18 protein-coding genes are annotated in these 24,947 nt (G+C 70.0%); 10 read left to right on the forward strand and 8 right to left on the reverse strand.

Annotated elements, in window-relative coordinates:
- Nucleotides 1–64: 64 nt before the first annotated feature.
- Nucleotides 65–1,468 (forward strand): hypothetical protein, encoded by a 1,404-nt coding sequence (locus tag SMIR_RS23255; protein ID WP_212727316.1) that lies wholly within the window; start codon nt 65–67, stop codon nt 1,466–1,468.
- 6 nt (nt 1,469–1,474) lie between these two features.
- On the opposite strand, the gene SMIR_RS23260 is transcribed toward SMIR_RS23255, so the two are convergent.
- The 7 genes from SMIR_RS23260 to SMIR_RS23290 form a co-directional block, all read right to left on the reverse strand.
- Entirely contained in the window at nt 1,475–4,408 is a 2,934-nt protein-coding gene (locus SMIR_RS23260) for a glycoside hydrolase family 3 protein (RefSeq protein ID WP_168492126.1), read from the reverse strand.
- An 11-nt stretch (nt 4,409–4,419) separates the two neighbouring features.
- The gene (locus SMIR_RS23265) at nt 4,420–5,433 is read right to left on the reverse strand and encodes a LacI family DNA-binding transcriptional regulator (protein WP_212727317.1); all 1,014 of its coding nucleotides are present in this window, start codon (nt 5,431–5,433) and stop codon (nt 4,420–4,422) included.
- Nucleotides 5,433–7,739, reverse strand: a complete 2,307-nt coding sequence (gene yicI / locus SMIR_RS23270) for an alpha-xylosidase (protein WP_168492123.1) — start codon at nt 7,737–7,739, stop codon at nt 5,433–5,435. Before yicI ends, SMIR_RS23265 begins: the two co-directional genes overlap by 1 nt.
- An 11-nt stretch (nt 7,740–7,750) precedes the next feature.
- Nucleotides 7,751–8,572 carry a carbohydrate ABC transporter permease gene (locus SMIR_RS23275; RefSeq protein WP_168492121.1) on the reverse strand — a complete coding sequence of 274 codons (822 nt, stop codon included), beginning with the start codon at nt 8,570–8,572 and terminating at the stop codon, nt 7,751–7,753.
- Nucleotides 8,569–9,546: a carbohydrate ABC transporter permease gene (locus tag SMIR_RS23280; RefSeq protein ID WP_168492119.1), complete on the reverse strand. Its 978-nt coding sequence runs from the start codon at nt 9,544–9,546 to the stop codon at nt 8,569–8,571. Before SMIR_RS23280 ends, SMIR_RS23275 begins: the two co-directional genes overlap by 4 nt.
- Nucleotides 9,543–10,838 carry an ABC transporter substrate-binding protein gene (locus SMIR_RS23285; protein ID WP_212727318.1) on the reverse strand — a complete coding sequence of 432 codons (1,296 nt, stop codon included), beginning with the start codon at nt 10,836–10,838 and terminating at the stop codon, nt 9,543–9,545. Before SMIR_RS23285 ends, SMIR_RS23280 begins: the two co-directional genes overlap by 4 nt.
- A gap of 236 nt (nt 10,839–11,074) precedes the next feature.
- Complete coding sequence (locus SMIR_RS23290) at nt 11,075–12,379, reverse strand: MFS transporter (RefSeq protein ID WP_168492114.1); 1,305 nt, start codon at nt 12,377–12,379, stop codon at nt 11,075–11,077.
- Between the two features lie 83 nt (nt 12,380–12,462).
- On the opposite strand from SMIR_RS23290, the gene SMIR_RS23295 reads away from it, so the two are divergent.
- The 6 genes from SMIR_RS23295 to SMIR_RS23320 all read left to right on the forward strand — a co-directional run bounded on the left by SMIR_RS23295 (nt 12,463) and on the right by SMIR_RS23320 (nt 22,009).
- The gene (locus SMIR_RS23295; RefSeq protein WP_168492107.1) at nt 12,463–13,446 is read left to right on the forward strand and encodes a LysR family transcriptional regulator; all 984 of its coding nucleotides are present in this window, start codon (nt 12,463–12,465) and stop codon (nt 13,444–13,446) included.
- Nucleotides 13,447–14,721: 1,275 nt separating this feature from the next.
- Nucleotides 14,722–15,636 (forward strand): hypothetical protein, encoded by a 915-nt coding sequence (locus tag SMIR_RS23300; protein WP_249938463.1) that lies wholly within the window; start codon nt 14,722–14,724, stop codon nt 15,634–15,636.
- Nucleotides 15,636–17,846 carry a bifunctional polysaccharide deacetylase/glycosyltransferase family 2 protein gene (locus SMIR_RS23305; RefSeq protein WP_212727319.1) on the forward strand — a complete coding sequence of 737 codons (2,211 nt, stop codon included), beginning with the start codon at nt 15,636–15,638 and terminating at the stop codon, nt 17,844–17,846. The genes SMIR_RS23300 and SMIR_RS23305 overlap by 1 nt, the downstream gene beginning before the upstream one ends.
- Nucleotides 17,843–19,159 (forward strand): acyltransferase family protein, encoded by a 1,317-nt coding sequence (locus SMIR_RS23310; protein ID WP_212727320.1) that lies wholly within the window; start codon nt 17,843–17,845, stop codon nt 19,157–19,159. The genes SMIR_RS23305 and SMIR_RS23310 overlap by 4 nt, the downstream gene beginning before the upstream one ends.
- 209 nt (nt 19,160–19,368) lie before the next feature.
- The gene (locus SMIR_RS23315) at nt 19,369–20,748 is read left to right on the forward strand and encodes a nitrate/nitrite transporter (RefSeq protein ID WP_168492098.1); all 1,380 of its coding nucleotides are present in this window, start codon (nt 19,369–19,371) and stop codon (nt 20,746–20,748) included.
- A gap of 100 nt (nt 20,749–20,848) precedes the next feature.
- A complete protein-coding gene (locus tag SMIR_RS23320) occupies nt 20,849–22,009 on the forward strand; it encodes a uroporphyrinogen-III synthase (protein ID WP_168492095.1) in 1,161 nt (386 codons plus the stop codon).
- Here SMIR_RS23320 and SMIR_RS23325 read toward each other — a convergent pair.
- Nucleotides 21,958–22,515 (reverse strand): anthrone oxygenase family protein, encoded by a 558-nt coding sequence (locus tag SMIR_RS23325; RefSeq protein ID WP_212727321.1) that lies wholly within the window; start codon nt 22,513–22,515, stop codon nt 21,958–21,960. The two genes, SMIR_RS23320 and SMIR_RS23325, sit on opposite strands and share 52 nt — an antisense overlap.
- A 180-nt stretch (nt 22,516–22,695) precedes the next feature.
- Between SMIR_RS23325 and SMIR_RS23330 the strand changes: the two genes are divergently transcribed.
- From SMIR_RS23330 to SMIR_RS23340, 3 genes are all read left to right on the forward strand, one after another.
- A complete protein-coding gene (locus SMIR_RS23330) occupies nt 22,696–23,283 on the forward strand; it encodes a CGNR zinc finger domain-containing protein (RefSeq protein WP_212727322.1) in 588 nt (195 codons plus the stop codon).
- A 273-nt stretch (nt 23,284–23,556) separates the two neighbouring features.
- On the forward strand, nt 23,557–24,093 hold the full coding sequence (locus SMIR_RS23335; protein ID WP_054229655.1) for a sigma-70 family RNA polymerase sigma factor: 537 nt from the start codon (nt 23,557–23,559) through the stop codon (nt 24,091–24,093).
- A 38-nt stretch (nt 24,094–24,131) separates the two neighbouring features.
- Nucleotides 24,132–24,920 carry an anti-sigma factor family protein gene (locus SMIR_RS23340; RefSeq protein ID WP_168492092.1) on the forward strand — a complete coding sequence of 263 codons (789 nt, stop codon included), beginning with the start codon at nt 24,132–24,134 and terminating at the stop codon, nt 24,918–24,920.
- The last annotated feature ends 27 nt before the right edge of the window (nt 24,921–24,947 follow it).

Below are 24,947 nucleotides of genomic sequence, written 5' to 3' on the forward strand. Positions count from 1 at the left end.
ACGCGACCGGTGAAGTGCGGTTCGTGTATGCCGTGAGAGGCCTGAAAGGGTGGAGGGGACGACTGTGACGGGACGGCAGGAGCCGTACTACGTGGACTACGACGCGGACTTCGGGCTCAGTGGGCTGACCGAGGCGTTCACCCTCTCACCCGCTCCGGAGAACACCGGCGCGGCACTGGGGCTGGTCATGGCGAAGCTCGACGCGTACGACCATGAGTGTCCCGTGGGCAGCGTCGACCATCTCAGCGCGGATGAGCGGAGCATCCTCGGCTATGACATCAGCCACGACGAGTGGGGGTACGCCGACGAGCTGCGCGAGGACGTGCGCAGGCTCGTCGAGTCCCCGCTGGCGGACGAGGCGATCCGGGCCGTGTGGCGAGCGGCCGCCGGGGGCGTGTGGGATCCCACGGCGCACGGCATGAGCGCCCGTGACTGGCTGCGGCGCATCGACGAGACCTGCGCTGCCCGCCCGCCCCGGAAGATCCCCGGGCGGCGCCCAGCACCTTCCTCGTGGTGGGGCGCCTGGCGGCCGGCGGCCGACGAGGTGCGTGACGACGTCGTCGCGGAGATACGGTCCTGTCGCGAGCAGTCGGCAGGTCCCCTCCCTTCCCCCGGCCCCCTCCCTTCCCCCGACACCCTGTCGGCCCTCGAAGAGGTGGCCGCCCGCGTGCATCCCGATCTCGGCTTCCGGCTCTTCCTCCGCGCGCTGAAGGTGCACTCCGTGCGGATCGAAAAGGCGCGCTACGACCGGTTCCAAGTGCTCGGCCAGAGGTTCGGCCACCCCGCCGCGCTCATCGACTTCGGTCTCGACGTCGCATGGCCGCCCATCGACACCGCCCGCCGCGATGCCACCTGGGACTTCGGGTTCTCCCACCTCGCCGGGCAGGCACATCAGGACTGGTGTGCAAACCGGGAGGAGCTCCGGAAGGCAGCCGAGGGCGACGGCATCGGGCAGACCCCGGGTTCCGCGGCGGCCGTCCTCCTGGAGGACGCGCTCCGTCTGCTGCGGTCCGCACTGCCCGACGCCGCGGTCACCGCCCTGTGGGCCGGCGCCTCGGACAGGCCAGGGAGTACCGACGGCCGGGACTGGCTTCGGCTGATCGCGGACGTGTGCCGGGAGCGGCTGAGGGAGGCCGCCCCCGCGTACACACTCGTTGTGGCGCCCGCCCGCACCGAACTCGCCGACACGGTGCTGCGGGAAGTCCGGGAGACAGCGCCCGCGGTGGTGGACAAGGTCATCAGCCCCCACTGGCATCCTGTTCCCGCCACGGACGTCATGGACGCGCTGGAACACGTGGTCACCCGGATCGATCCCGATCTCGGGTTCCGGTTGTTCCTCCGCGTCCTGAACGCGCTGTCCGTGCGACTCACGCAGGAGCGGTACGACCGGTACGAGGCGATCGGCGAGCGCTTCGGGTACGGCGAGTATCACGTCTCCGACGTGGATCACCTGATCGAGGCCGGCTGACCCGCCTCAGCGCAGGGTGAACGTGGACAGCCGCACACCCCCGCTCAGCACCAGGTACACGCCCGTACGGCCCTTCGTCGCGCCGGTGAGGGCGGTGGTCACCGTCGTGTAGTCGTACGGGGATGCCGTGCCGTCCGTACGAGCGGTGCCGACGAGCGGGCCGGTCGGCGAGCCCAGCCGGACCTCGACCGTGCCGGACGAACCGGCGACGCGTGCGCTGAACTCGGACGCACCAGAACCAAGTTGGGCGTCCGCGAACCTCAGCCAGGCCCCGTCGGCCGTCGCGCCCACCGCCGTCCCGCGCGCCTTCGACTCGTCGACCAGGCGGACGGAACCGGGCGAGTAGTCGTCGAAGTTCTCGGCGCGCGTCACCTTCGTGAGGTCCCGGGGTGGGATCGTCTCGCCCCGCACCGTCCATGACGTCCGGGAGCGGATGTCCGAGGACGAGGCGCCGACCAGGACGTCGTACGTGCCGCTCTCCACCACCCACTTCGAGCGGGTGACGTCCCAGTGCGCGAGGTCCTTCGCATGGACCTTCAGCCGGACGGTCTTCGTCTCGCCCGGCTTCAGGGACACCCTCGCGTACGCCTTCAGCTGCTTCAGGGGCTGCTTGTCCCTCGATGTCCGCTGGTGGGTGTAGAGCTGTACGACCTCGTCGCCCGCCCGCTTGCCCGTGTTCGTGACCGCCACCTCGTAGCCGCCGGAGACGTGCTTCAGCGTGCCGTAGCGGAACGTCGTGTACGACAGGCCGTAGCCGAACGGGTAGAGCGGCTGCCCCTGGAAGTACTGGTAGGTGCGGTCGGACTTGATGATGTCGTAGTCGAGGATCGAGGGGAGGTCCGACGTCGACCGGTACCAGGTCTGGGTGAGGCGGCCCGCCGGGTTCGTGGCGCCGTAGAGGACGTCGGCGAGCGCGTTGCCCGTCTCCTGGCCCGCGTGGGTGGTCCACAGGAGGGCCGGGACCTCCTTCTGGAGGGCGCCGAGGGTGGTCGGGTAGCTGTTCTCCACGATCACGACCGTCTTCGGGTTGGCCGCGCGCACCGCCCTGACCAGGGACTCCTGTGACGGGGCCAGGCCCATGTCCGTACGGTCGTGGTTCTCCCGGCCGTTGATCGACGGCATCGAGCCGACCACGACGACCGCCGTGTCCTTGCCCTTCACCGCGGCAACCGCCTCGTCCACACCGCTGCGGACGACGTCCTTGGAGTAGTGGGCGGCCCCCGACTTCTCGACCAGGCCCAGGGTGCCGTCGGGACCCGTCGGGCCGAGGTAGACCGGGTTCGACCACCAGGACTCGGTGGTCTCGTATCCGGCGTACCGGAGCAGGTATGTGCCGTCGTCCTGCTGCTCCAGCTCGAACTGCTGCTGGACGTACCAACCGTTGGGCTGGACCTGGTCGTTGACGAAGTTCGACCAGTTGTAGCCGACGTACTTGCCGTTGGCGGCCGAGCGCAGGGTCACGATGCCGGAGCCCCAGTCGAACGCGTCGAACTGGGCCGCCACCCCTGTCTCGGTGCTCTCCTTCAGGGCTCCACCGGCCTGAGACGCCCCCGCCGTCACGTACTTCCCCGTCGCCGTGTCCTTCAGCGCGATGCGGTCGACGCCCTCGCTGCTCCCCACCGGGGTACCCAGCTTCGTGGCGATGCCGTCGGCGGGCGTGACCGCGTACGGCAGTGTGCCCGAGTACCAGTCCGTATAGAGGGTGTCGGCGAGCGGTCCGACCACGGCCACGTTCTTCGCCGAGGTCTTCAGGGGCAGTACGCCGTTGTTCTTGAGCAGGACCGCGCTCTCCGCCGCCGCCTTGCGGGCCAGCTCCTGGTGGGCCGGGCTGTTGATCACGGACTGGTCGATCGAGCCGTACGTGCCGCCGTTCGGGTCGAACTCGCCGAGCCGGACGCGGACGGCGAGGATGTGGGAGACGGCCGTGTCGACGTCCGACTCCTGCAACAGGCCCGCGGTCAAGGCCGACTTGACGGCCGTGGTCGTCGGGGTCGAGTCGCCGTTGTTGTCCGTGAAGCTGTCGATGCCCGCCTTGAGCGCCGCCGCGTCGCCCTCGGCGAGGGTGCCGTAGTAGTTCTGGGTGCCGGGGAGCAGGTTGCCCGGGGCGAAGGCGTCGGTGACGTTCAGGAGATCTCGGGAGGTCCACGTCCGCACGATGTCGTCCAGGTCCGGGTTCACCGTGTCGGGGCGGCCGTTGACCAGGTTGTACGACGCCATCACGCCCGTCGTCGCGTCCGCCTCGACGGCCGGTCTGAAGGCCGCCTCGTCATACTCGTGCTGGACGCGTGGGCGCAGGTCGGAGGACGTGGTCGCGCGGTTCACCTCGTTGTTGTTGGCGAGGTAGTGCTTGAGGGTGGGGGCCGTCTTGAGGTGGTCGGGGTCGCCGCCGGTCAGGCCCTCGCCGTACGCCGTGGAGATCGAACCGGTGAGGTACGGGTCCTCAGAGTAGCCCTCCTCGTTGCGTCCCCAGCGTGGGTCGCGCAGCAGGTTGACCACGGGCGCCCACAGGTTGAGGCCCCAGCCGTCGGGGCGTTCCTGCTGGAAGCCGCGCGCCTCGTCGCCGACCGCCGAGCCGACCTGCTGGATCAGTGCCGGGTCCCAGGTGGAGGCGAGGCCGATCGCCTGGGGGAAGACGGTCGCCCTGCCGAGCCAGGCGACGCCGTGCAGGGCCTCGGTGCCGGTGCGGAAGGACTGGATGCCGAGGCGGGGGATCGCGGGTTCGTACTGGTGGAGAAGGGAGACCTTCTCGTCGAGGGTCAGCCTCCCGAGCAGGTCGTTCACTCGTTCGGTGACGGGGAGGCGGGGGTTGCGGAAGGCGTACGCGGGGTCGTCCGCCCTCGCCGGAACGGTGGCTGTCAGACCGGCGGTCAGTGCGAGCGCCAGAACGAGGGAGGCCCGCTGTCTTCTCCTGCTTCCTCTGCTTCTCTTGCCTTTCCTCATGTCACGGCTCCTCAAGAGGTCAGCGTGCGCGGTGCGGTACTCGCGCGTTCCGTCAGCCGGGGTGCGAGGAGCGTGGCCTCGGGTACGTCGGTGCCGCCCAGCTTCTTCATCAGCAGTTCCACCGCCCGCGCGCCCACCTCGGTGGACGGGATGGCGACGGAGGTGACGGGGACACGGACGTTCTCGGCGAGCTCGTCCGGGCAGATCGCGGTGACGGAGAGGTCGACGGGAACGCGCAGGCCGAGCTGCTCGAAGGCGTCGATCAGCGGTTCCAGGACCGGTTCGTTGTGCACGACGACGCCGGTGAGCGCCGGCTGTTCGCGCAGGAGCTGTTCGGCGATCCGGCGGGCGGCGGCGGGCGAGGCCTCGCAGGGGTGGACGGAGGACGCGAGTCCGTTCCGGTCGGCCGCGGTGGTGAAGCCCTCCACCACGCGCTGGGCGAACGCCGTCCCCCGTACGTACACCTCCGGCGGTGACCCGACCAGCGCCACGACCCGGTGCCCGAGCCCCGCCAGACGCTCGACGCACAGCTCGCCCGCCGCCTTGAAGTCCAGGTCGATGCAGGTCAGCCCGGCGGGCCGGGCAGGGAACCCGATGAGGACGGAGGGGCGGTCCAGGGCGCGCAGCAGCGGCAGCCTGGGGTCGTGGAGCTGGACGTCCATCACGATCAGGGCGTCCACGAGCGCGGTGTCCGCGACCCGCCGCAGCCCCTCCTCGCCCTCCTCCTGCGTCAGCAGCAGGACGTCGTGGTCGTGTTGCCGCGCCGCCGTCACCACCGACACCGCGAACTGCATCACCACCGGCACGTGGATGCCCGCCCGCAGCGGCACCACCAGCGCCAGGACGTTGGACCGGCTGCTGGCCAGCGACCGAGCCCCCGCGTGCGGGCGGTAGCCGAGCTCGCGGATGCTGGCCTCGATGCGCTGCCGGGTCTCCTCGGAGATGGGGCGCTTGCCGCTGAGGGCGTAGGAGACGGTACTGGGGGAGACCCCGGCGTGCCGCGCCACATCGGTGATCTTCACCATCACTCGGACTCCAGCTCCAGTTCGGGTTCCAGGTCCAGGGACAGGAACCCCGTCCCCGCCTTCGCCCGTACCTCGCGCCCGCCCGCCGCCAGCCCCCAGGGCGCCGCCGGATCACTCGACGAGGCGCGCAGGGTGTTGCCCTCACGGACGACGGTGAACGTCACCCCGCCCACCGGCACCGTGACCTGGGCACCCCGCTCCAGGCCGTACGCGCGCAGGGTGACCCCGTCGGCGTAGACGTAGTCGGGCCGGTCGTCCACCGCGCCCACCGGGATCACCGCGCCCGGCCGCACCAGCAGCGGCACGCTCAGGAAGCCGTGCCGCTCGCGCACCCAGCGCGGACCGGTCACCGTCCGCCCTGTGAGGAAGTGGGTCCAGGTGCCGTCCGGAACGTAGTAGGAGACGTCTCCCTCGTCGCTGAAGACGGGCGCGACCAGCAGGTCCGGGCCGAGCATGTACTGCCGTTCCAGGTGCGCGCACCCCGGATCGTCGGGGAATTCGAGGACCATCGCCCGCATCATCGGCACGCCCTCCGCGTGGGCGGCGCGCGCGGCCTCGTACAGATAGGGCATGAGGCCGAGCTTCAGCCGGGTGAACAGCCGCAGCACGTCCACGGCCTCCTCGTCGAACAGCCACGGCACCCGGTACGAGGACGAGCCGTGCAGCCGACTGTGGGAGGAGAGGAGGCCGAAGGCGATCCAGCGTTTGAAGAGGGCGGGTGTCGGCGTTCCCTCGAAGCCGCCGATGTCGTGGCTCCAGAACCCGAACCCCGACATCCCGAGGCTCAGCCCGCCGCGCAGCGACTCGGCCATCGACTCGTACGTCGCCTCGCAGTCGCCGCCCCAGTGCACCGGGAACTGCTGGCTGCCGGCCGTCGCCGAGCGCGCGAAGACGACGGCCTCCGCCTCGCCCCGGTGCTTGCGCAGCACCTCGAAGACGGTGCGGTTGTAGAGGTAGGTGTAGTAGTTGTGCATGCGTTCCGGGTCGGCGCCGTCGGCGTACGCCACGTCGACGGGGACCCGCTCGCCGAAGTCGGTCTTGAAGCAGTCGACGCCCTGGGCGAGCAGCGCCTCCAGTTTGGCGGCGTACCAGTCGCGGGCGGCCGGGCTGGTGAAGTCGACCAGTGCCATGCCCGGCTGCCATAGGTCCCACTGCCACACACTGCCGTCGGGCTTCCTGAGCAGATGGCCCAGGGCCTTGCCCTCCGCGAAGAGCGGGGAGCGCTGCGCGATGTACGGGTTGATCCAGACGCAGATGTGCAGGCCCTTGTCCTTCAGCCGGGTCAGCATGCCTTCCGGGTCGGGGAACACGCGCGGGTCCCACTGGAAGTCGCACCAGTTGAACTCGCGCATCCAGAAGCAGTCGAAGTGGAAGACGGAGAGGGGGAGTTCGCGCTCCCGCATGCCGTCGATGAAGGAGGTGACGGTGGCCTCGTCGTAGGAGGTGGTGAAGGACGTCGACAGCCACAGGCCGAAGGACCAGGCGGGTGGGAGGGCCGGGCGGCCGGTGAGCTGCGTGTACTTGCGCAGGATGTCCTTCGGGGTCGGCCCGTAAATCACGTAGTACGTCAACTGCTGTGTCTCGGCGCTGAACTGGACCCGCGAGACCGCTTCCGAGGCGACCTCGAAGGAGACCCGGCCCGGATGGTCGACGAAGACTCCGTAGCCCGCGTCCGTCAGATAGAACGGCACGTTCTTGTAGGCCTGCTCGGTGGCGGTGCCGCCGTCGGCGTTCCACATGTCCACGACCTGGCCGTTCTTGACGAGCGGGCCGAAGCGCTCGCCGAGGCCGTAGACCTGGGTGCCGACCCCGAGGTTCAGCTGCTCGCGCAGATAGTGGGCGCCGGTCGCGTCCCGCATGATGCCCATGCCCTTGGGGCCGCTGGTGGTGAGGACGCGGCCGTGGGCGAGGAAGTCGACGTGCCAGGGGGTGGTGCGGGCGACCCGGACGGACAGGGCGCCCGCGGTGAGGGTCGCGTGCTCGTCGTCGTGCTCCACGGTGGGGGTGGTGTGCTTTTCCGGGGGACAACCCCCAGACCCCCGGACGCTACGGTGGAGTTCGAAGCGGGGGCCGCGCGGTTCCTCGCCCTGGAAGTGCGTGAACGTGACGCCGATGACGTCCGGCATCGGCGCGTGCGCGCTGATCGTCACGACCGGTCCCTTCAGCAGGTCGCCGCGGTGGCGGATGGGCTGGGTCGGCGCGTGGATGTCGAGGGTTCCCTGTGCTGCGCTGACGTCGAGGACCTCGACCGGGTGGGCCGCGGTGACGCCTTCGCGCAGCAGCCAGTAGCCGTCGGTGAACTTCACGCCCACACCCCTTACTTGACCGCGCCCACGGCGATGCCGCGGGTCAGAGTCCGCTGGAAGACGAGGAAGAAGACGATCGCGGGGAGCACGCCCAGGAGGGCCGCCGCGTTGGTCATGGTCGCGTCCATCAGGCGCTGGCCCTGGAGGACGCCGAGCGCCACCGACACCGTCTGGTTGTCGTTGGAGATCAGCATGACCAGCGGCAGCAGGAACTCGTTCCAGGTCCAGATGAAGAAGAAGACCAGGAGGACGCCGATGGTGGGGCGGCTGACCGGCACCACGATCCGCCACAGCACCTGCCACTTGTTCGCCCCGTCGATCCGGGCGGCCTCGATGATCTCGCGCGGGAACCGCCCGAGGACGGAGGACAGGAGGTACGTGCCGAAGGCCGCCTGGACGACCGTGAACACGATGATCACGCTGAGCCGGGTGTCGTAGAGGCCCGCCTGCTTGCTCAGGTAGTAGATCGGGTAGACCAGCGCCTCCTGCGGCAGCATGTTCGCCAGCACGAAGAAGGCGAGGACCCAGGTGCGGCCCTTGATGCGGCCGATGCCGATCGCGTACGCGTTCAGGACGGACAGCACGGCGGCGCCGATCGCCACCGAGCCGGAGATCAGGATCGAGTTGACCAGCTTCTGGCCGTAGTCGACGCGCTGCCAGAAGTCCTTGAGGCCGTCGAGGTAGAGGCCGTGGGGAAGGCTGAGGGGCCCGTTCGACGAGTACTCGGCCGGGGACTTGACCGCGTTGATCGCGACGATGCCGAACGGCAGCACCATGAACAGGGCCGCGATGATCAGGGCCACGAGGACGGGATAGCGGCGTACGGCGGTCATGCGCGGAGTCCTTCCTCGGCGTCCTCGGCGCGGGTCTGGAGCTTCAGGCCGATCAGGGCGAGCACGAGGATGATCACGGTCAGCACGGTGGAGATCGCGGCGCCGTAGCCGACCTGGGTCTTCTCGAAGAAGGTGGTGAAGGAGAAGTAGGACGGCACGTCGGTCGCGCCGCCGGGACCGCCCTTGGTGAGGACGTACACCGCGCCGAACACCTTGAGCGCGGCGATCGTGCACCAGAGGAGGACGACGTAGATCTCCGGGCGGATCTGCGGCAGCGTGATGTGCCAGAAGCGGCGCCACCAGCCCGCGCCGTCCAGCTCCGCTGCCTCGTACAGCTGTGGGTCGACGCGTTGCAGCCCCGCCATGAAGACGACCAGCGGGAAGCCGATCTGCACCCACACCATCACGCCCATGACGCTGTAGAGGGCGACGTCGGGGTCGCCGAGCCAGTCCTGCTGGAGCGAGCCGAGGCCCACCGCCTTCAGGAGTTCGTTCAGGGAGCCGTTGTCGGGGGCGAGGATCCAGCTCCAGACGATGCCGGCGACGGCTATGGGCAGGACCTGGGGGAGGTAGAAGCAGGCGCGCAGGACGGCGGCGATCTTCGTACCGAAGTGCTTGCCGACGAAGTCGAAGAGGGCGGCGGCCAGCACGAGCCCGAGGACCGTGGGTACGGCGGCCATCGCGACGACCATGAACAGGCTGTGCCGGAACGACGCCCAGAACTCGGAGTCGTGCATCAGCTCGCGGTAGTTGGCGAGCCCCGACCACTTCGGGGCGCCGACGCCCTGCCAGTCGGTGAAGCTCACGCCGGTGTTCATCAGGAACGGGACGACGATCACCGCGAGGAAGGCGAGGACGCCGGGGAGAAGGAAGAGGGCGTAGGAGGTGTGGGGGCGGCGCGGGCGCGTCGTCCGGCCGTGGTGCCGGTGGTGCCCCCGGACCACCCGGCCGCCCCGTTCGACGGTGACCGTCATGTCTTCGGCGCGCCCTTGTCGTACGCCGTCTGCAGCGCGCTCAGATAGGCGTCCGGTTTCTCGCTCCCCGTGATCAGCTTCTGGGTCTCGGAGACGAGGACGTCGTAGAAGCCGGCGACCGGCCAGTCCGGGTAGAAGGCCAGACCGTCCTTGCCGGAGAGCGTGTTGAAGTCGGCGATCAGGGTCTTCGCCTTCGGGTCGGTGATGGCGGCGGTGTCGGCGCCCACCGGGACCCCGCCCTTGTTGCCGAGCAGGTTCTGGATCTTCTTCGACATGGTGATGTCGATGAAGTCGTAGGCGAGGTCCTTGTTCTTGGCGCCCTTGGGGACGACCCAGAGGTTGCCGCCGGAGCCGAGGGTGAGGTTGCTGCCCGGCCAGAGGAAGGTGTCCCAGGCGAACTTGTTCTCCGTCTGGAACCGCCCGTACCACCAGCTGCCGCTGAACAGGATCGGGCTCTTGCCCTGGATGAAGGAGACGCCCGCGTCCTCGGCCTTGAGCGAGGTGGACTTCTTGCTGATGTAGCCCTTCTTCACCCAGTCGGCGAAGGTCGTGGCGGCGTACGTCCAGGCGGCGTCGTGGAAGTCGGTCTTGCCCTTGTAGAGCTCGTACTTGTCGACCCACGAGCGGTCGGCCTTGGAGAGGGCGAGCTGGTACAGGTACTGCTGGGCCATGTACTCGGCGCCCGCGTTCGCCAGCGGGGTGATGCCCTTCGACACGAACGTGTCCATGGCGGCGGTGAGGTCGTCGAGGGTGGTGGGCTCCGCGATGCCGTACTTCTTGAAGAGGTCCTTGTTGTAGAAGACCATCGTGTACTCGGCGTAGTTGGGCACGCCGTACCACTTGCCGGAGCCCATGACCCCGTTGGTGTCGTACTGGCTGGTGGTGCGCACACCCGCGCTGAGCTTCTTGTCCCAGCCGCGCTTGGTCGCCTCGGCGGTCAGATCGGTGAGAAGCCCCTGCTTGGAGAGCAGCCCGGCCGTCGCGTTGCCCTTGTTGTACTCCATGATGTCGGGCGCGTCGTTCGAGTTGAGGACCATCGGGGCCGTCTTCTGGATCTGTTCGAAGCCCTTCTCCTCGAACTTCACCTTGACGCCGGGATGCTTCGCCTCGAACTCCTTGATGGCCTCGTTCCAGGCCACGCCCATCGCGCTGTCCGGCCCTTCGTAGTGCCACAGCTTCAGCGTCTTGCCGTCCGAGGAACCGCTGTCCGAACCGCCGCAGGACGCCAGCAGCAGGGAGCCCGCCAGGGCCACCGCCGCCGTCGCCACCGCACGCCTTCGTGTCGTCAACATCCATTGCCTCCAGGGGAGTTGGATGGGTTTCGGGACCGTCACGCAGCGTTCGTCGAATCGTTTCGATGCGTGACGTCGAAGCGCTTCGACGGGGGAAGGTATGTGGGGGTCCCGGGCGCGTCAATGGGGTGCGCGGGAATTGGGGCCGAGGGATTGGCGGCGGTTCGACGGGTCGGACGAGCGGTACGCGTCCCGTGTCCTTGACGCGCGCGTGGGCGTGATCGAGTACGCGGCTGTCACCGGGCCCTGAGCCGGGAGAGGGCCGGCGAGATCGCGAGGGAGATCGCCAGCGCGCTCCCCGCCGCCGCGACCGGCACCCCGTACCCCGCCGTGGCCGAGACGTGTTCGACCACCCAGCCGCCGGTCGCCGAACCGCAGGCGATCCCGCCGAGCAGGCCCGTCACCGCGAGGGTCATGCCCTCGTTCAGCCGGCCCTCGGGAGTGCGCTGCTGGACGAGGGCCATGCCGGTGACCATGGTCGGGGCGGTCGCGGCTCCGGCGAGCAGCAGCGCGCCCGCGAGGGCCGGGAGCGAGCCGGTCAGGGAGGCCGCGAGCAGAGGGAGGGTCAAGAGGGCCGTCATGGCGGCGAGGCACAGCGGATGGCGCCGCTCGGCCGGACCGGTCGGCTTCCGCGCCCCGTACAGCAGCCCCGCCACGCACGACCCGGCCGCCTGGAGGGCGAGCACCGCGCCCGCCGCCGACCGGTGCCCCTGTGTGTCCGCGAAGGCGATCGTGACGACCTCCATCGAACCGAAGACGGCACCGGTGGCGAGGAAACAGAGAAGCAGGGGCGGCATTCCGGGGGCCAGGAGGGGCGACTTGGAGGGCGTACGGGGCTGGGGTGGCGGCTCCGTCGAACGCTGGGCGGCGAAGATCAGCACGCCGGTCATCATCAGCACGCCGGCCACCAGCGTGCCCGCCTCCGGGAAGAACGTCCCGCACAGGAAGGCCGCGCACACCGGGCCCAGCATGAAACACAGCTCGTCCGCGGCCTGTTCGAAGGAGTTCGCGGTGTGCGCGGCGGCCGGGTCGTCGCGGAGGAGGTGGGCCCAGCGGGCGCGTGACATGCCGCCCGTGTTGGGGGTGGTGGCGGTGGCGGCGTACGCGGCGAACAGGGTCCAGTCCGGCGCCCCGAAGCGCACGCACAGCAGCAGCGCGATGCTTCCCAGCAGGGCGAAGGCCGTGGCCGGCACCGCGATCCGGGCTTGACCGTGGCGGTCGACGAGCCGTGCGGTCCAGGGGGCGACCAGCGCGGTCGCCGCGAGACCGGTCGCCGTCACGGCGCCGGCGAGGGCGTACGAGCCGCGCGAGCCCGCGATCATGATCACCGCGCTGACGCTGAACATACCCATGGGGAGCCGGGCGAGCAGGTTGCCGACGGTGAAGGCGCGGGTGCCGGGGATGGTGAAGAGGCGGTGGTACGGAGTTGTCCGGCGGCGCGGGGCCTTCTGACGGCGTGGGTGGAAGTCGGCGATCACCAGGCTGTCGCCGGTGGCGGTGAGCAGGGGCAGGAACGCGTGCTCGGAGGGCTGTTGCGGCATGGGTCAACCGTCGCCGGGTGGGGGGTGGGGGGTCCAACACTTACTCCGTGGCCATTGACGCACCCGCGTTGTAAGTTCGCGCGATGTCCGCCCCTCTCCACCACCATCTCGATCCCCGACTCCTGCGCGGGTTCCTCGTCGTCGCCGAGGAGCTGCACTTCACGCGGGCCGCCGCCCGGCTGTACGTCGCCCAACAGGCCCTCAGCCGTGACATCCGGCGACTGGAGCGCGAACTCGGGGCGGAGCTGTTCGTGCGGACGACCCGGCAGGTGACGCTGACCGCCGACGGTGAGCGGCTGGTGCCGTACGCGCGGCGGGTGCTGGAGGCGCAGGACGCGCTGCTGTCCGCGTTCGCGGGGGACGGAACGGGGCGGCCGCTGCTCGTCGACGTCAACTCCCCGGGCCTCGTCTCCGGCCGCGTCCTGGACCGGGCCCGTGCGCTCGCGCCCGACTGCGAGCTGATGGCTCGCTTCGAGAGCGGGCTCACCGGCGCGGCGGGGGAGATCCTCGCGGGGCGCCTGGACGCGTCGTTCGGACGGTTCGCGGGCCTCGATCCGGCGGTCCGGGCCCGGCTCGAACAGCAGCCCGTACGGTACGAGCCGATGGCCGTGATCCTGCCCGAGGACCATCACCTCGCCGCCCTGGACGCGGTGCCGCTGGACGCGCTCGCGGGCGAGACCGTGTACGCCGGTGCGGGGAATCCGCGGACGCGGGAGTGGACCGACTTGGCGCTTCACCTTTTCGAGGGACGCGGTATCGCGCTGGCGCCACCCGCGCCGGTGGCTGTCGGAGCCGATGAGTTCCGGCGGGTCATGGCAAAGAAGCGGAACCCTGTCCTCGCGGTGGTGGATTTTCCGGCCATGTCTGAAACCGTGCGGAAACCGCTTGTTGGGCCCGTTCCGTTGTCACCCGTGTCATTGGTGTGGCGGAAGGGGCTGGTGCACCCCGGGATCGATGCCCTTCGACGAGCCGCCGACGAGCTGGCTGCCGAGGAGGGGTGGCTGCGGCGCCCTGCGGATGGTTGGATTCCGGCCAGCGATGAGCTGGTGATGGCGGGGCAGGATTGACACATAAGCACACGGGTCTTCCCCATGCGCTACATTCATGGTCCGGGTGCAGTGTGGTAAAGGGGGGCGCTCGGGACGGGTGGGGGCTCGTTCCGGACGACATATACGTAATACCCGGAGTCGTGCGCGCACCCGAAACCTGTCCCTGGGGGGATGTGCGTGCACGTGGAGAAGTGGCGGAAAGACGCCCAACCTGATCACCGGGATGTCGATCAGGCGGAGAGGTGTGGAGCCGGGGAGCCGGCCGCGCCGGCGGGGTCCGGAGAGTCGGTGGTGTGGCCCGAGGCCGCCCGTGCGACGTCGACGTGGCCGCAGATCGCGGGCGGCGCCACCGTGGGGCTCGCCGCGGAAGCGGAATCTGAAACCGATGCCGAACACGGTGTCGAAAGAGAGCCTGGAGCTGGCGTGGAAGGCCGGTCGGGCGCCGATGCGAGAACTGGGACGGAACGTGGATCGGGCGCGGAGGGTGTGCTCGGCGCGGGCCGGTTGCCGGGTGCGTGCCGTTCGTCCGGTTCCGAGGATCTGTCCGGTGTGGGTCGTCCATCCGGTTCTGAAGGTCTGTCCGGTGCGGGCCGTTCGTCCGATACCGATCGTCGGTCGGGTGTTGAACGACGGTTCGGTGTGGACCGTCGGGTGAGCGCGGACGACGACGCCGGCGCGGACCGCCTCGGCGCGGAGCGTCACGACGAGGCGAACCATGGAGAAGAGGCGGACCTGCGGGCCGGGGCGGGCCGTCGTGCCGGGGCTGCTGGGGTTGCCAGGGTTGCTGGGGTTGCCGGTGGGGCGGTCGGATCGGACGGCCTTGCCGGGGTGTCCCACCAGCCCGCCGGGCCCAACTCCAGCGCCGGAGTGCCCGACCGACCCGCGGGATCGCGCGACCGTGCCAGAACGGACCAGCGCGCCGGGGTGCTTGATCAGTCTGCCGGGCCGCACGACCGAGCCGGGTCGGATCGGCGCGCCGAGGCGACCAACCAACCCGCCGGACCGCGTGACCGCATCGCACCGGATCAACTCGCCGGAGTGCCCGACCAGCCCGCCGGGCCGCGTGATCGCGCCGGAGCCGAACGACGCGTCGGCAAGGACGATCGGCCGGCCACGGGTGGCTGGCCGGACGCGCGCAGGCGACCTGACACCCTCGGCCGACCTGACGCCCTCGGCCGATCCGACAGCCTCGGCCGACCCGAGACGCCCAGCCGACCCGAGACGCCCAGTCGACCCGAGACGCCCAGTCGATCCGACACGCCCGGCCGACCCGAGAGGGGAGGCTGGCCCGTCGTGGACCGGAGGCCAGACACGCCCGGTCGGCCGGTCGCGGACCGCAGGTCGGACACGCTCGGTCGGTCGACCGTGGGCCGTGGGGCCGACACGCCCGGCAGGCCCGCGGCCTCGCCCTGGGAGCAGTCCGGCTGGGAGTGGTCCGGTGAGCCGGGACACACCCACGATCCGCACGAGGTGACGGTTCAACTCGACGGAGTCGGACGGCGCAAGACGGAGGGCTGGCTGGTTCAGCAGGCCAAGGACGCTCCCGGTGCTCAGGACGGCTCGGACGGCCCGGTGTTCGTCGACGAGTCCGGCCGCCGCAGCCGCAGGTTCCGCCGGCTCGGCATCCTCGTCGGCATCGCCTGCGCGGTGTACGCCGTCGTCATCGTCGCCACGCTGCTGTCCGGCAACTCCAACGCGCCCTGGCTGCCGGTGCCCGGCCAGCAGGACGACACGCCGGCCGGGAAGGTCGAGACCTCGCCGCTGCCCACCGACTCGGTGTCGCCGTCCGGTTCGAGCGGCGCCGCACCCGGCGCGAGCGCCCCGGTGAACGACGGTACGGCCCCGGCACCGGGCGTCAGCCCGACACCGGGCGCCTCCGCGAGCGCCACCGACCCGGGCACGTCCGCGGACCCGAAGCCCTCGACGTCCGTCACCACCAGGCCGAAGCCGAGCACCAGCACCACCAAGGACCCCATCACCCTGCCGTCCCTCCCGGTGTCAGGCTCACCCGACCCCAGCCCCTCGGAGGACGGCGCCGCCTCGCCGAGCCCCTCGGAGAGCACGGTCGGCGCCGGCGGCACCGGCACGGTCGCCGACAGCCCCGTAGAACCGGGCCCCATCGCCTCCGAGCCCGGCATCACCAGCTCCTCGTCCCCGGAGAACCCGGTGAATCCGGCGACCCCGCAGAACCTGGAGAACATCCTCTGATGGCATCCCGCACCAACGCGCACGGGCCCGCTCCCCGCGCGCGGCGTCCGGCACCCGATGTCCGGCGCCGACGGCTGCCCATGCGCTGGCTGCTGCCCTCACTGCTCCTCGTCGCCATGCTGGCGATGCTGATGCTGCGCGGCTATGTGCACAGCGAGATCCTCGCCGACCACCGCATCCAGCCCGAGGCCGCCACCGACAAGGTGCCGGACAAGATCCTCGACGGCGGCCCGGTCGTCGACACCCGCGGTGGCCGCACGAACAGCCTGAACATCCCCGACCACCGGCTCGTGCTCACCTTCGACGACGGCCCGGACCCCACGTGGACACCCAAGGTCCTCGACGTTCTGAAGAAGCACCACGCCCACGCCGTCTTCTTCGTCACCGGCACCATGACCTCGCGCTATCCGGAACTGGTGAAGCGCATCGTCGCGGAGGGCCACGAGGTCGGCCTGCACACCTTCAACCACCCCGACCTCTCCTTCCAGTCCACGAAGCGCATCGACTGGGAGCTCTCCCAGAACCAGCTGGCGCTGGCCGGCGCGGCGGGCATCCGCACCTCGCTCTTCCGGCCCCCGTACTCGTCCTTCGCGGACGCCATGGACAACAAGTCCTGGCCGGTGACGGAGTACATAGGCACGCGCGGTTACATCACCGTCGTCAACAACACCGACAGCGAGGACTGGCAGAAGCCGGGCGTCGACCAGATCATCCGCAACGCCACGCCCAAGGGCGGCAAGGGCGCGATCGTCCTGATGCACGACTCCGGCGGCGACCGCCACCAGACCGTGCAGGCGCTGGACAGATTCCTGCCGGAGCTCCAGGAGCGGGGGTACCGGTTCCAGAACCTCACCGAGGCCCTCGACGCACCCAGCGCGCACACCCGGGTCACCGGCCTCGAACTGTGGAAGGGCAAGGCCTGGGTCTACCTGGTGCGGGCCTCCGACGACGTCACCGACGTCCTGGTCGTCGGCATCGCGATCATCGGCGTACTCGTCTTCACCCGCTTCGGCATGATGCTCCTGCTCTCCGCCCTGCACGCCCGCCGGGTGCGGCGCAAGGACTTCCGCTGGGGTCCGGCGCCGGTCACCGAACCGGTGTCGGTGCTCGTGCCGGCGTACAACGAGGCCAAGTGCATCGAGAACACGGTCCGTTCCCTGATGGCGAGCGAACACCCCGTCGAAGTGCTCGTCGTCGACGACGGTTCGAGCGACGGCACGGCGCGGATCGTCGAGGACCTGCTGCTGCCGAACGTCCGCGTAGTGCGCCAGCACAACGCGGGCAAGCCCGCGGCCCTCAACCGCGGCCTGGCCAACGCCCGTCACGACATCGTCGTGATGATGGACGGCGACACGGTCTTCGAACCGGCCACCGTCCGCGAACTCGTCCAGCCGTTCGCCGACCCGAGCGTCGGCGCGGTCGCGGGCAACGCGAAGGTCGGCAACCGCGACTCCCTCATCGGGGCCTGGCAGCACATCGAGTACGTGATGGGCTTCAACCTCGACCGCCGGATGTACGACATCCTCGGCTGCATGCCGACCATCCCCGGCGCGGTCGGCGCCTTCCGCCGCTCCGCGCTGGAGCGGGTCGGCGGCATGAGCGACGACACGCTCGCCGAGGACACCGACATCACGATGGCCCTGCACCGCGACGGCTGGCGGGTCGTCTACGCGGAGAAGGCACGCGCGTGGACGGAGGCGCCGGAGTCCGTCCAGCAGCTCTGGTCCCAGCGCTACCGCTGGTCGTACGGCACGATGCAGGCGATCTGGAAGCACCGCAGAGCGCTCGTCGAACGGGGCCCGTCGGGCCGCTTCGGCCGGGTGGGCCTGCCGCTGGTCTCGCTGTTCATGGTCCTGGCCCCGCTGCTGGCCCCGCTGATCGACGTCTTCCTGCTGTACGGGCTCGTCTTCGGCCCGACGCAGAAGACGGTCCTCGCGTGGCTGGGTGTCCTCGCCGTCCAGGTGGCCTGCGCGGCGTACGCCTTCCGGCTGGACCGTGAGCGCATGAGGTATCTCATCTCGCTCCCGCTCCAGCAGATCCTCTACCGGCAGTTGATGTACATGGTCCTCCTCCAGTCCTGGATCACCGCGCTCACCGGAGGCCGGCTGCGCTGGCAGAAGCTGCGGCGTACGGGCGTCGTGGAGGCACCGGGCTCGATCCCGCGGCAGCGGGCGGCACAGAGCGGGAACGATCGGAGGCCGGTCGCATGACCACGCACGAGTACACGGCTGGTGCGACCCCGCCCCTGGGCTCGGCCCGGGTCCACCCCGCACCGGCACCATCGCCGACACCCGCGCCGGTACCCACCCTGGGATCGGCCCCGGGACCAGCCCCGGATTCGGTCCCGCGGTCCGCTCCCGCGCCCAAGAAGCCCGGCCGTGACCGCTACCTGGACCTGCTGCGCTCGATCGCCCTGGTCCGTGTGGTCGTCTACCACCTCTTCGGCTGGGCATGGCTGACGGTCGTCTTCCCCTCCATGGGCGTGATGTTCGCGCTGGCGGGCTCGCTGATGGCCCGCTCGCTCAGCCGCCCGGCCCTCGGTGTGATCCGCGGCCGCGTCCGCCGCCTCCTGCCACCCCTGTGGGCGTTCAGCGCGGTGGCCCTCGCGCTGATGTTCGCGGGTGGCTGGAACGTGGTGAAGGACCCCGACAACGGCGGCACCTGGGGCCTCGTCAAGCTGATCGACTACGTCGTTCCGATCGGCGCCCCGCCCTTCCCCTGGCACGTCGGCTCCAAGTCCGGCCTGCTGGAGGACACTTGGGCGGTCCAGGCGGCGGGCCCGCTCTGGTACCTGCGCGCCTATCTGTGGTTCGTGATCGCCTCGCCCCTGCTGTTGTGGGCCTTCCGCAGGGTGCCCTGGGCGACGCTGCTGGCCCCCCTCGCCCTGACGGCGGTCCTCGGCACCGGCCTGGTCACCATCCCCGGCGAGACGGGCAACGCGATCTCCGACTTCACGGTCTACGGCGGCTGCTGGGTCCTGGGCTTCGCCCACCACGAGGGCGTCCTGCAACGCGTCCCCCGCTATCTGGCGATCTCCTGCTCGGCCCTGCTCATGGCCTTCGGCCTGTGGTGGGCCTCGGGGCACCTGGGCCCCGACGGCTGGGACCTGAACGACATCCCGCTCGCCCAGGCGGCCTGGTCCTTCGGCTTCGTCGTCATCCTGCTCCAGTACTCCCCGTCCTGGCAGGAACTCCCCGGCCGGCTGGCCCGCTGGGACAAGCTGATCACCCTGTCCAACAACCGGGCCGTCACGATCTACCTCTGGCACAACATGCTGATCATGGCCACGGTCCCGATCATCGACCAGGCCTACAACCTCCCGTTCATGCAGAGCGACAGCGCGGTGGCCGCGCTCGACTCGTCGTACATGGTGTGGATGTTCCTCCTGGTCTGGCCCCTCATCGGCCTGACGATCCTGGCCTTCGGCTGGATCGAGGACATCGCCGCCAAGCGCAGCCCGAGGCTGTGGCCCAACGGCGCGAAGAGGAAGCAGGGCGGCTCGCGGGGGAGCCACCGGGTCTAGACGCAGGCAGGGGGCGACGGCACCCCGGACGTCCTCACCCGGACGTTCACATCCGGAAGTCCTCACCGTCGCCCCCTCCTCCTCGTGAGAGCAACGTTCCTTTCCGGTCACTCACAGCCACAGCCTCGAAACGCGTCCTCCCTACCTTCGGGACTCAGTCAGTCGTTGTACGACACCTGGGCACCGCACCGGAGAACCGTGGAGGCGTCATGACAGCCCCTAGTACAGCCCCCGCAGCGAGCAGGGGAGGCCGCTGGATCCAGGAGTGGGATCCGGAGAACGAGACCTTCTGGAAAGAGACGGGTGAGAAGGTCGCCCGGCGGAATCTGCTCTTCTCCGTGCTCTCCGAGCACATCGGCTTCTCGATCTGGACCATGTGGTCGGTGATGGTGCTCTTCATGGGCCCCGAGTACGGGCTCACCCCGGCCGACAAGTTCATGCTCACTTCGATGGTGACGCTGGTCGGAGCCGTGGTGCGGGTGCCGTACACCTTCGCGGTGGCGATCTTCGGCGGCCGGAACTGGACCATCGTCTCGGCGAGCCTGCTGCTCGTCCCGAGCGTCGCCGCGTTCGCGGTGATGAAGCCGGGGACCTCCTTCAACACCTTCCTGCTGGTCGGGCTGCTCGCCGGCATCGGCGGCGGCAACTTCGCCTCCAGCATGACCAACATCAACGCCTTCTTCCCGTTGAAGAAGAAGGGCTGGGCGCTCGGCCTCAACGCGGGCGGCGGAAACATCGGCGTGCCCGTCATCCAGCTCGTGGCGCTCGCGATCATCGGCGCGAGCGGGGGGCCGAGGGTGCTGCTGGGGATCTACATCCCGCTGATCGTCGTCGCCGCCGTGCTCGCAGCCGTCTACATGGACAACATCGCGTCCGTGAAGAACGACACCGGCGCCGCGAGGGACGCCGCGAAGGACGCCCACACCTGGATCATGTCCTTCCTCTACATCGGCACCTTCGGGTCGTTCATCGGCTACAGCTTCGCCTTCGGGCAGGTGCTCCAGAACCAGTTCGGCCGCACTCCGCTGCAGGCGGCCTACGTCACCTTCATCGGTCCGCTGCTCGGCTCGCTGATCCGGCCCGTGGGCGGCTGGCTCGCCGACCGCTACGGCGGCGCGCGCATCACGCTGTGGAACTTCGTCGCGATGGCCGGCGCGACCGGTGTCATCGTCGTCGCCTCCACCCAGAAGTCGCTTCCCCTGTTCACGATCGCGTTCATCGCGCTGTTCGTGCTCACCGGGCTCGGCAACGGCTCGACGTACAAGATGATCCCGGGCATCTTCCAGGCCAAGGCCGTCGCCAAGGGCCTTGAAGGGGAGGAGGCGGCCTCCTACGGGCGGCGGCTGTCCGGGGCTTCCATGGGCCTCATCGGCGCGGTGGGCGCGCTCGGCGGCGTCGGCATCAACCTCGCCTTCCGGCAGTCCTTCCTCTCCTACGGCTCCGGCACCGGCGCCTTCGTGGCCTTCCTCGCCTTCTACGCGGTGTGCTTCCTGGTGACCTGGGCCGTATACCTTCGCGGCCCCGCCACCCAGACCAGTACGGCCACGGCCGCAGAGGCGAAGCCGCAGCTCAGCTACGTCGAGGTCTGACGTAACACGGGTGACATCAAGGGGTACCGAGCCTGTCACGGAGCGTTGGCAGGCTCGGTCAGCCGTATCCGCACGAAGCCCCCAGCGCGAGACGAGAGCCATGGACGACGAACAGCAGCGACCGGCCCGGCAGGACTGCGGCCCCCTCGCGGGGTTCACCGTGGGCGTGACGGCCGCGCGTCGGGCCGACGAACTCGGGGCTTTGCTCCAGCGACGCGGCGCCGCCGTCCAGCACGCGCCCGCCCTGCGCATCGTGCCGCTCGCCGACGACAGCGAACTCCTCGCCGCCACCAAGGAGCTGATCGACCAGGCGCCCGACATCGTGGTCGCCACCACCGCGATCGGCTTCCGCGGCTGGGTCGAGGCCGCCGACGGGTGGGGGCTCGGCGAGGCCCTGCTCGGTCGGCTGCGCGGGGTCGAACTGCTCGCGCGCGGCCCCAAGGTGAAGGGCGCCATACGGGCCCAGGGACTGACCGAGGAATGGTCGCCCTCCTCCGAGTCCATGGCCGAGGTGCTCGACCGGCTCCTGGAGGAGGGCGTCGAGGGCCGCCGTATCGCCGTACAGCTGCACGGCGAGCCGCTGCCCGGGTTCGTGGAGTCGCTGCGGGCCGCCGGAGCCGAGGTCGTGGGTGTCCCCGTCTACCGGTGGATGCCGCCGGAGGACATCGGTCCCGTCGACCGGCTCCTCGACGCCACCGTCACCCGGGGCCTGGACGCGCTCACCTTCACCAGCGCGCCCGCCGCCGCCTCCCTGTTGTCCAGGGCCGAGGACCGCGGCCTGCTGTCCGAACTCCTCGCCGCCCTCCACCACGACGTCCTGCCCGCCTGCGTCGGCCCCGTCACCGCGCTCCCTCTGCAGGCGCACGGCATCGACACCGTCCAGCCCGAGCGCTTCCGGCTCGGCCCCCTCGTCCAGCTGCTCTGCCAGGAACTCCCCGGCCGGGCCCGTACGTTGCCCATCGCCGGTCACCGGGTCGAGATCCGCGGCCACGCCGTGATGGTCGACGGGGCGCTGCGGCCCGTACCGCCCGCCGGGATGTCGCTGCTGCGGGCCCTGTCCCGCCGCCCCGGCTGGGTGGTCGCCCGGGCCGAGCTGCTGCGGGCGCTGCCGGGCGCCGGACGGGACGAGCACGCCGTCGAGACGGCCATGGCCCGGCTGCGTACGGCACTCGGCGCGCCCAAGCTCATCCAGACCGTCGTCAAGCGCGGCTACCGACTCGCACTCGACCCGGCCGCCGACTCCAAGTACGCCGACGTGTAGGGCCGGTGGCGGTACAGGAGCAGGGCGCGGGCGAGGCAGGCCAGGGCGAGCGTCGACAGCAGGGCCCGTACGACGTTCCAGGCGACCCAGGTGTCCTCGAACCTCTGGCGTACGGCGGCCGGGTCGGCGATCGTCGCGGGGTTCCCGGCGTTTGCCAGGCGGTTGTTGAGCGGGATGTTCACGGCGAGCGTGAACAGGAAGGCCAGCGCGTACGCGGCGAGGGCGGCGAACACCCACCACCGGTGGGGGGACTTCCGCGACTGCCAGGCGGAGACCGCCGTGAGGACCAGTGCGCCCATGAAGCTCAGGAAGAACACCGGGTTCTGGATCACGTCGTTGATGTTCTGCATGACCTCGATGAAGACGCGGTCGTCACTGCGGGTCAGTGACGGCATGACGTCGCAGGCGAAAATGTAGAAGACCCCGGCGATCAGGCCCATCGCGACCGTGGCCGCACCCAGGACACCTCCGGCGGTGATGCGCCGCCCCGTGCTGTTCTCTGTCATGTCATCGAGTCAACCGGCGTGGTGCGGCTGCGGACATGGCCGAGGCGCGCGGTCCCATAAGCGGGCGTCCACCCCCCCTGACCGGCACAGGTCTTCCGGTCGCGGGTGCAGCCATGCACTGTAGGGGGTACGACCCCTACCGACCCCTCACGGCGGTAACCCCAAGGTGGTGACAGGCGCATGGCATCGGGCATGGCCACGGCCTCGTACGAGCTGAGGTTCGACTCCGGGCGGATCTGCCTGGACCTCCTGGCGACCACCCATCCCGAGGAACGGCTCGACGCGGTGGACCGGTTGCGCGCCTGGATCACCCGCTCCGGGCTGGTCCCCGCGGGCACCCCGCTCGCGGCGGCCGACATCTCCTGGCTCGTGGGCTTTCACGAACTACGTGCCCATGTCGCCCAGTTGGTCCGCGGTGAGCTGGACGCGCGGCCCGCCGACACCGCGCTCGCCCGCGTCAACGCCGTCGCGCTCGCCGCCCCGCCCGCCCCCTGGGCCGTACGCGCGGACGACGGCTCGCTGCGGCGTCGGCTGCACACCCCGCCCGGCTGCCCCGGGCTGCTCGCCGTCATCGCCCGCGACGCCCTCGAACTGCTCACCGACCCGGTGGCGCGCGCGAGCCTCAGACAGTGCGAGGGGGACAACTGCCCGATCGTCTACCTCGACACCTCCCGGGGGCGGCGCCGACGGTGGTGTTCCAGCGAGGTGTGCGGAAACCGGGAGCGGGTGGCCCGGCACCGGCGCCGGGCGGCCCTCGCCCGCGCGTGAACCGTGTATGAAACGCGTCACAGCGTCCCGGTCTCGGCGACGCGATCCGGAGCCTTCGCTTCACCCCTATGTGATGTGTCGATCGCTTGAAGTGATCAACAAACTTCCTTCACAACTATTCCAAGAAATATGTCCCACCTCTTTGAACATGCGCACGCCCAGACACGTACTCCGGGACGAGCGACCGACTGGGGGATCCCCCGGACACCGGAGGTAGGCGTGCGCAAGGATTCCGCCGTGGCTGATGAACGAAGGTCAAGGGCCCGACATCGCATGAATCCGTCTGCGTCGGCTTCGTCGAACGAACCCGACGAGGAGCTGATGCGTGCGCTGTACCGGGAACACGCGGGTCCGTTGCTCGCGTATGTGCTGCGGCTGGTCGCGGGGGATCGGCAGCGTGCCGAGGACGTTGTGCAGGAAACACTCATCCGTGCCTGGAAGAACGCCGGTCAGCTCAATCGGGCGACCGGTTCGGTACGACCCTGGCTGGTGACGGTCGCCCGGCGCATCGTCATCGACGGCCACCGCAGCCGGCAGGCCCGGCCGCAGGAGGTGGACCCGTCACCGCTGGAGGTCATCCCCGCGGAGGACGAGATCGACAAGGCGTTGTGGCTGATGACACTGTCGGACGCGCTGGACGACCTGACCCCTGCTCACAGGGAAGTTCTGGTCGAAACGTACTTCAAAGGGCGTACGGTCAATGAGGCGGCCGAGACGCTCGGCATACCCAGCGGCACCGTGCGCTCCCGGGTGTTCTACGCCCTGCGGTCGATGAAGCTGGCGCTGGAGGAGCGGGGGGTGACGGCATGAACGCATACGGGGGTTACGGAACAGGCGGTCCAGGAGCCATGCAGGGACCACGGGGACAACAGAACCCCGGTGACAACATTCACGAAACCGTCGGCGCCTACGCCCTCGGCATCCTCGACGACGCCGAAGCGACAGCCTTCGAGGCCCATCTCGCCACCTGTGAGTGGTGCGGCCAGCAGCTCGACGAGCTCGCCGGGATGGAACCGATGCTCGCCGCGCTCGCGGATCTGCCCGCCTCGCAGGGCACCCCGGCCATCGGGGAGTCGCTGGCCGCCCGCCCGAGCCCACAGCTCGCGGAACGGCTGGTCGACGAGGTGTCGGAGCGACGCGCGGTCAAGCGTCGGCGCGGCCTCTACCTCGTGGCGGCCGCGGCCGCGCTGATCATCGGCGGCCCGCTGACGGTGATGGCCGTCAACGGCGGCGGCACCACCACCACCGCGTCGCCCGATTCGGCGATGGCCACCAGCCCGGCCAAGGCCGCCTTCGACGTCATGACGGACAAGAAGTCGGCCACGGACCCGAGCACCAAGGTCAACGCCGTCGTCGCGATCGAGAAGAAGGACTGGGGCACCCACGCCGTCCTCCAGCTCAAGAACGTCAAGGGCCCGCTGAAGTGCTCCCTGATCGCCGTCGGCAAGAACGGCGAGCGCGAGACGGTGACCTCCTGGTCGGTCCCGAACTGGGGCTACGGCATCGCGAACGCCAAGACGGAAGAGGCGAAGAAGCCCCTCTACGTCCACGGCGGCGCGGCCTTCAACCCGAACGAGATCGACCACTTCGAGGTCATGACCTTCGACGGGAAGCGGCTCGTCGAGGTGAACGTGTGAGCGATCTCAGGGCGCGCACGTAGCCTC

The organism is Streptomyces mirabilis, assembly GCF_018310535.1.
In the GTDB taxonomy this organism is placed as follows: Bacteria; Actinomycetota; Actinomycetes; order Streptomycetales; family Streptomycetaceae; genus Streptomyces.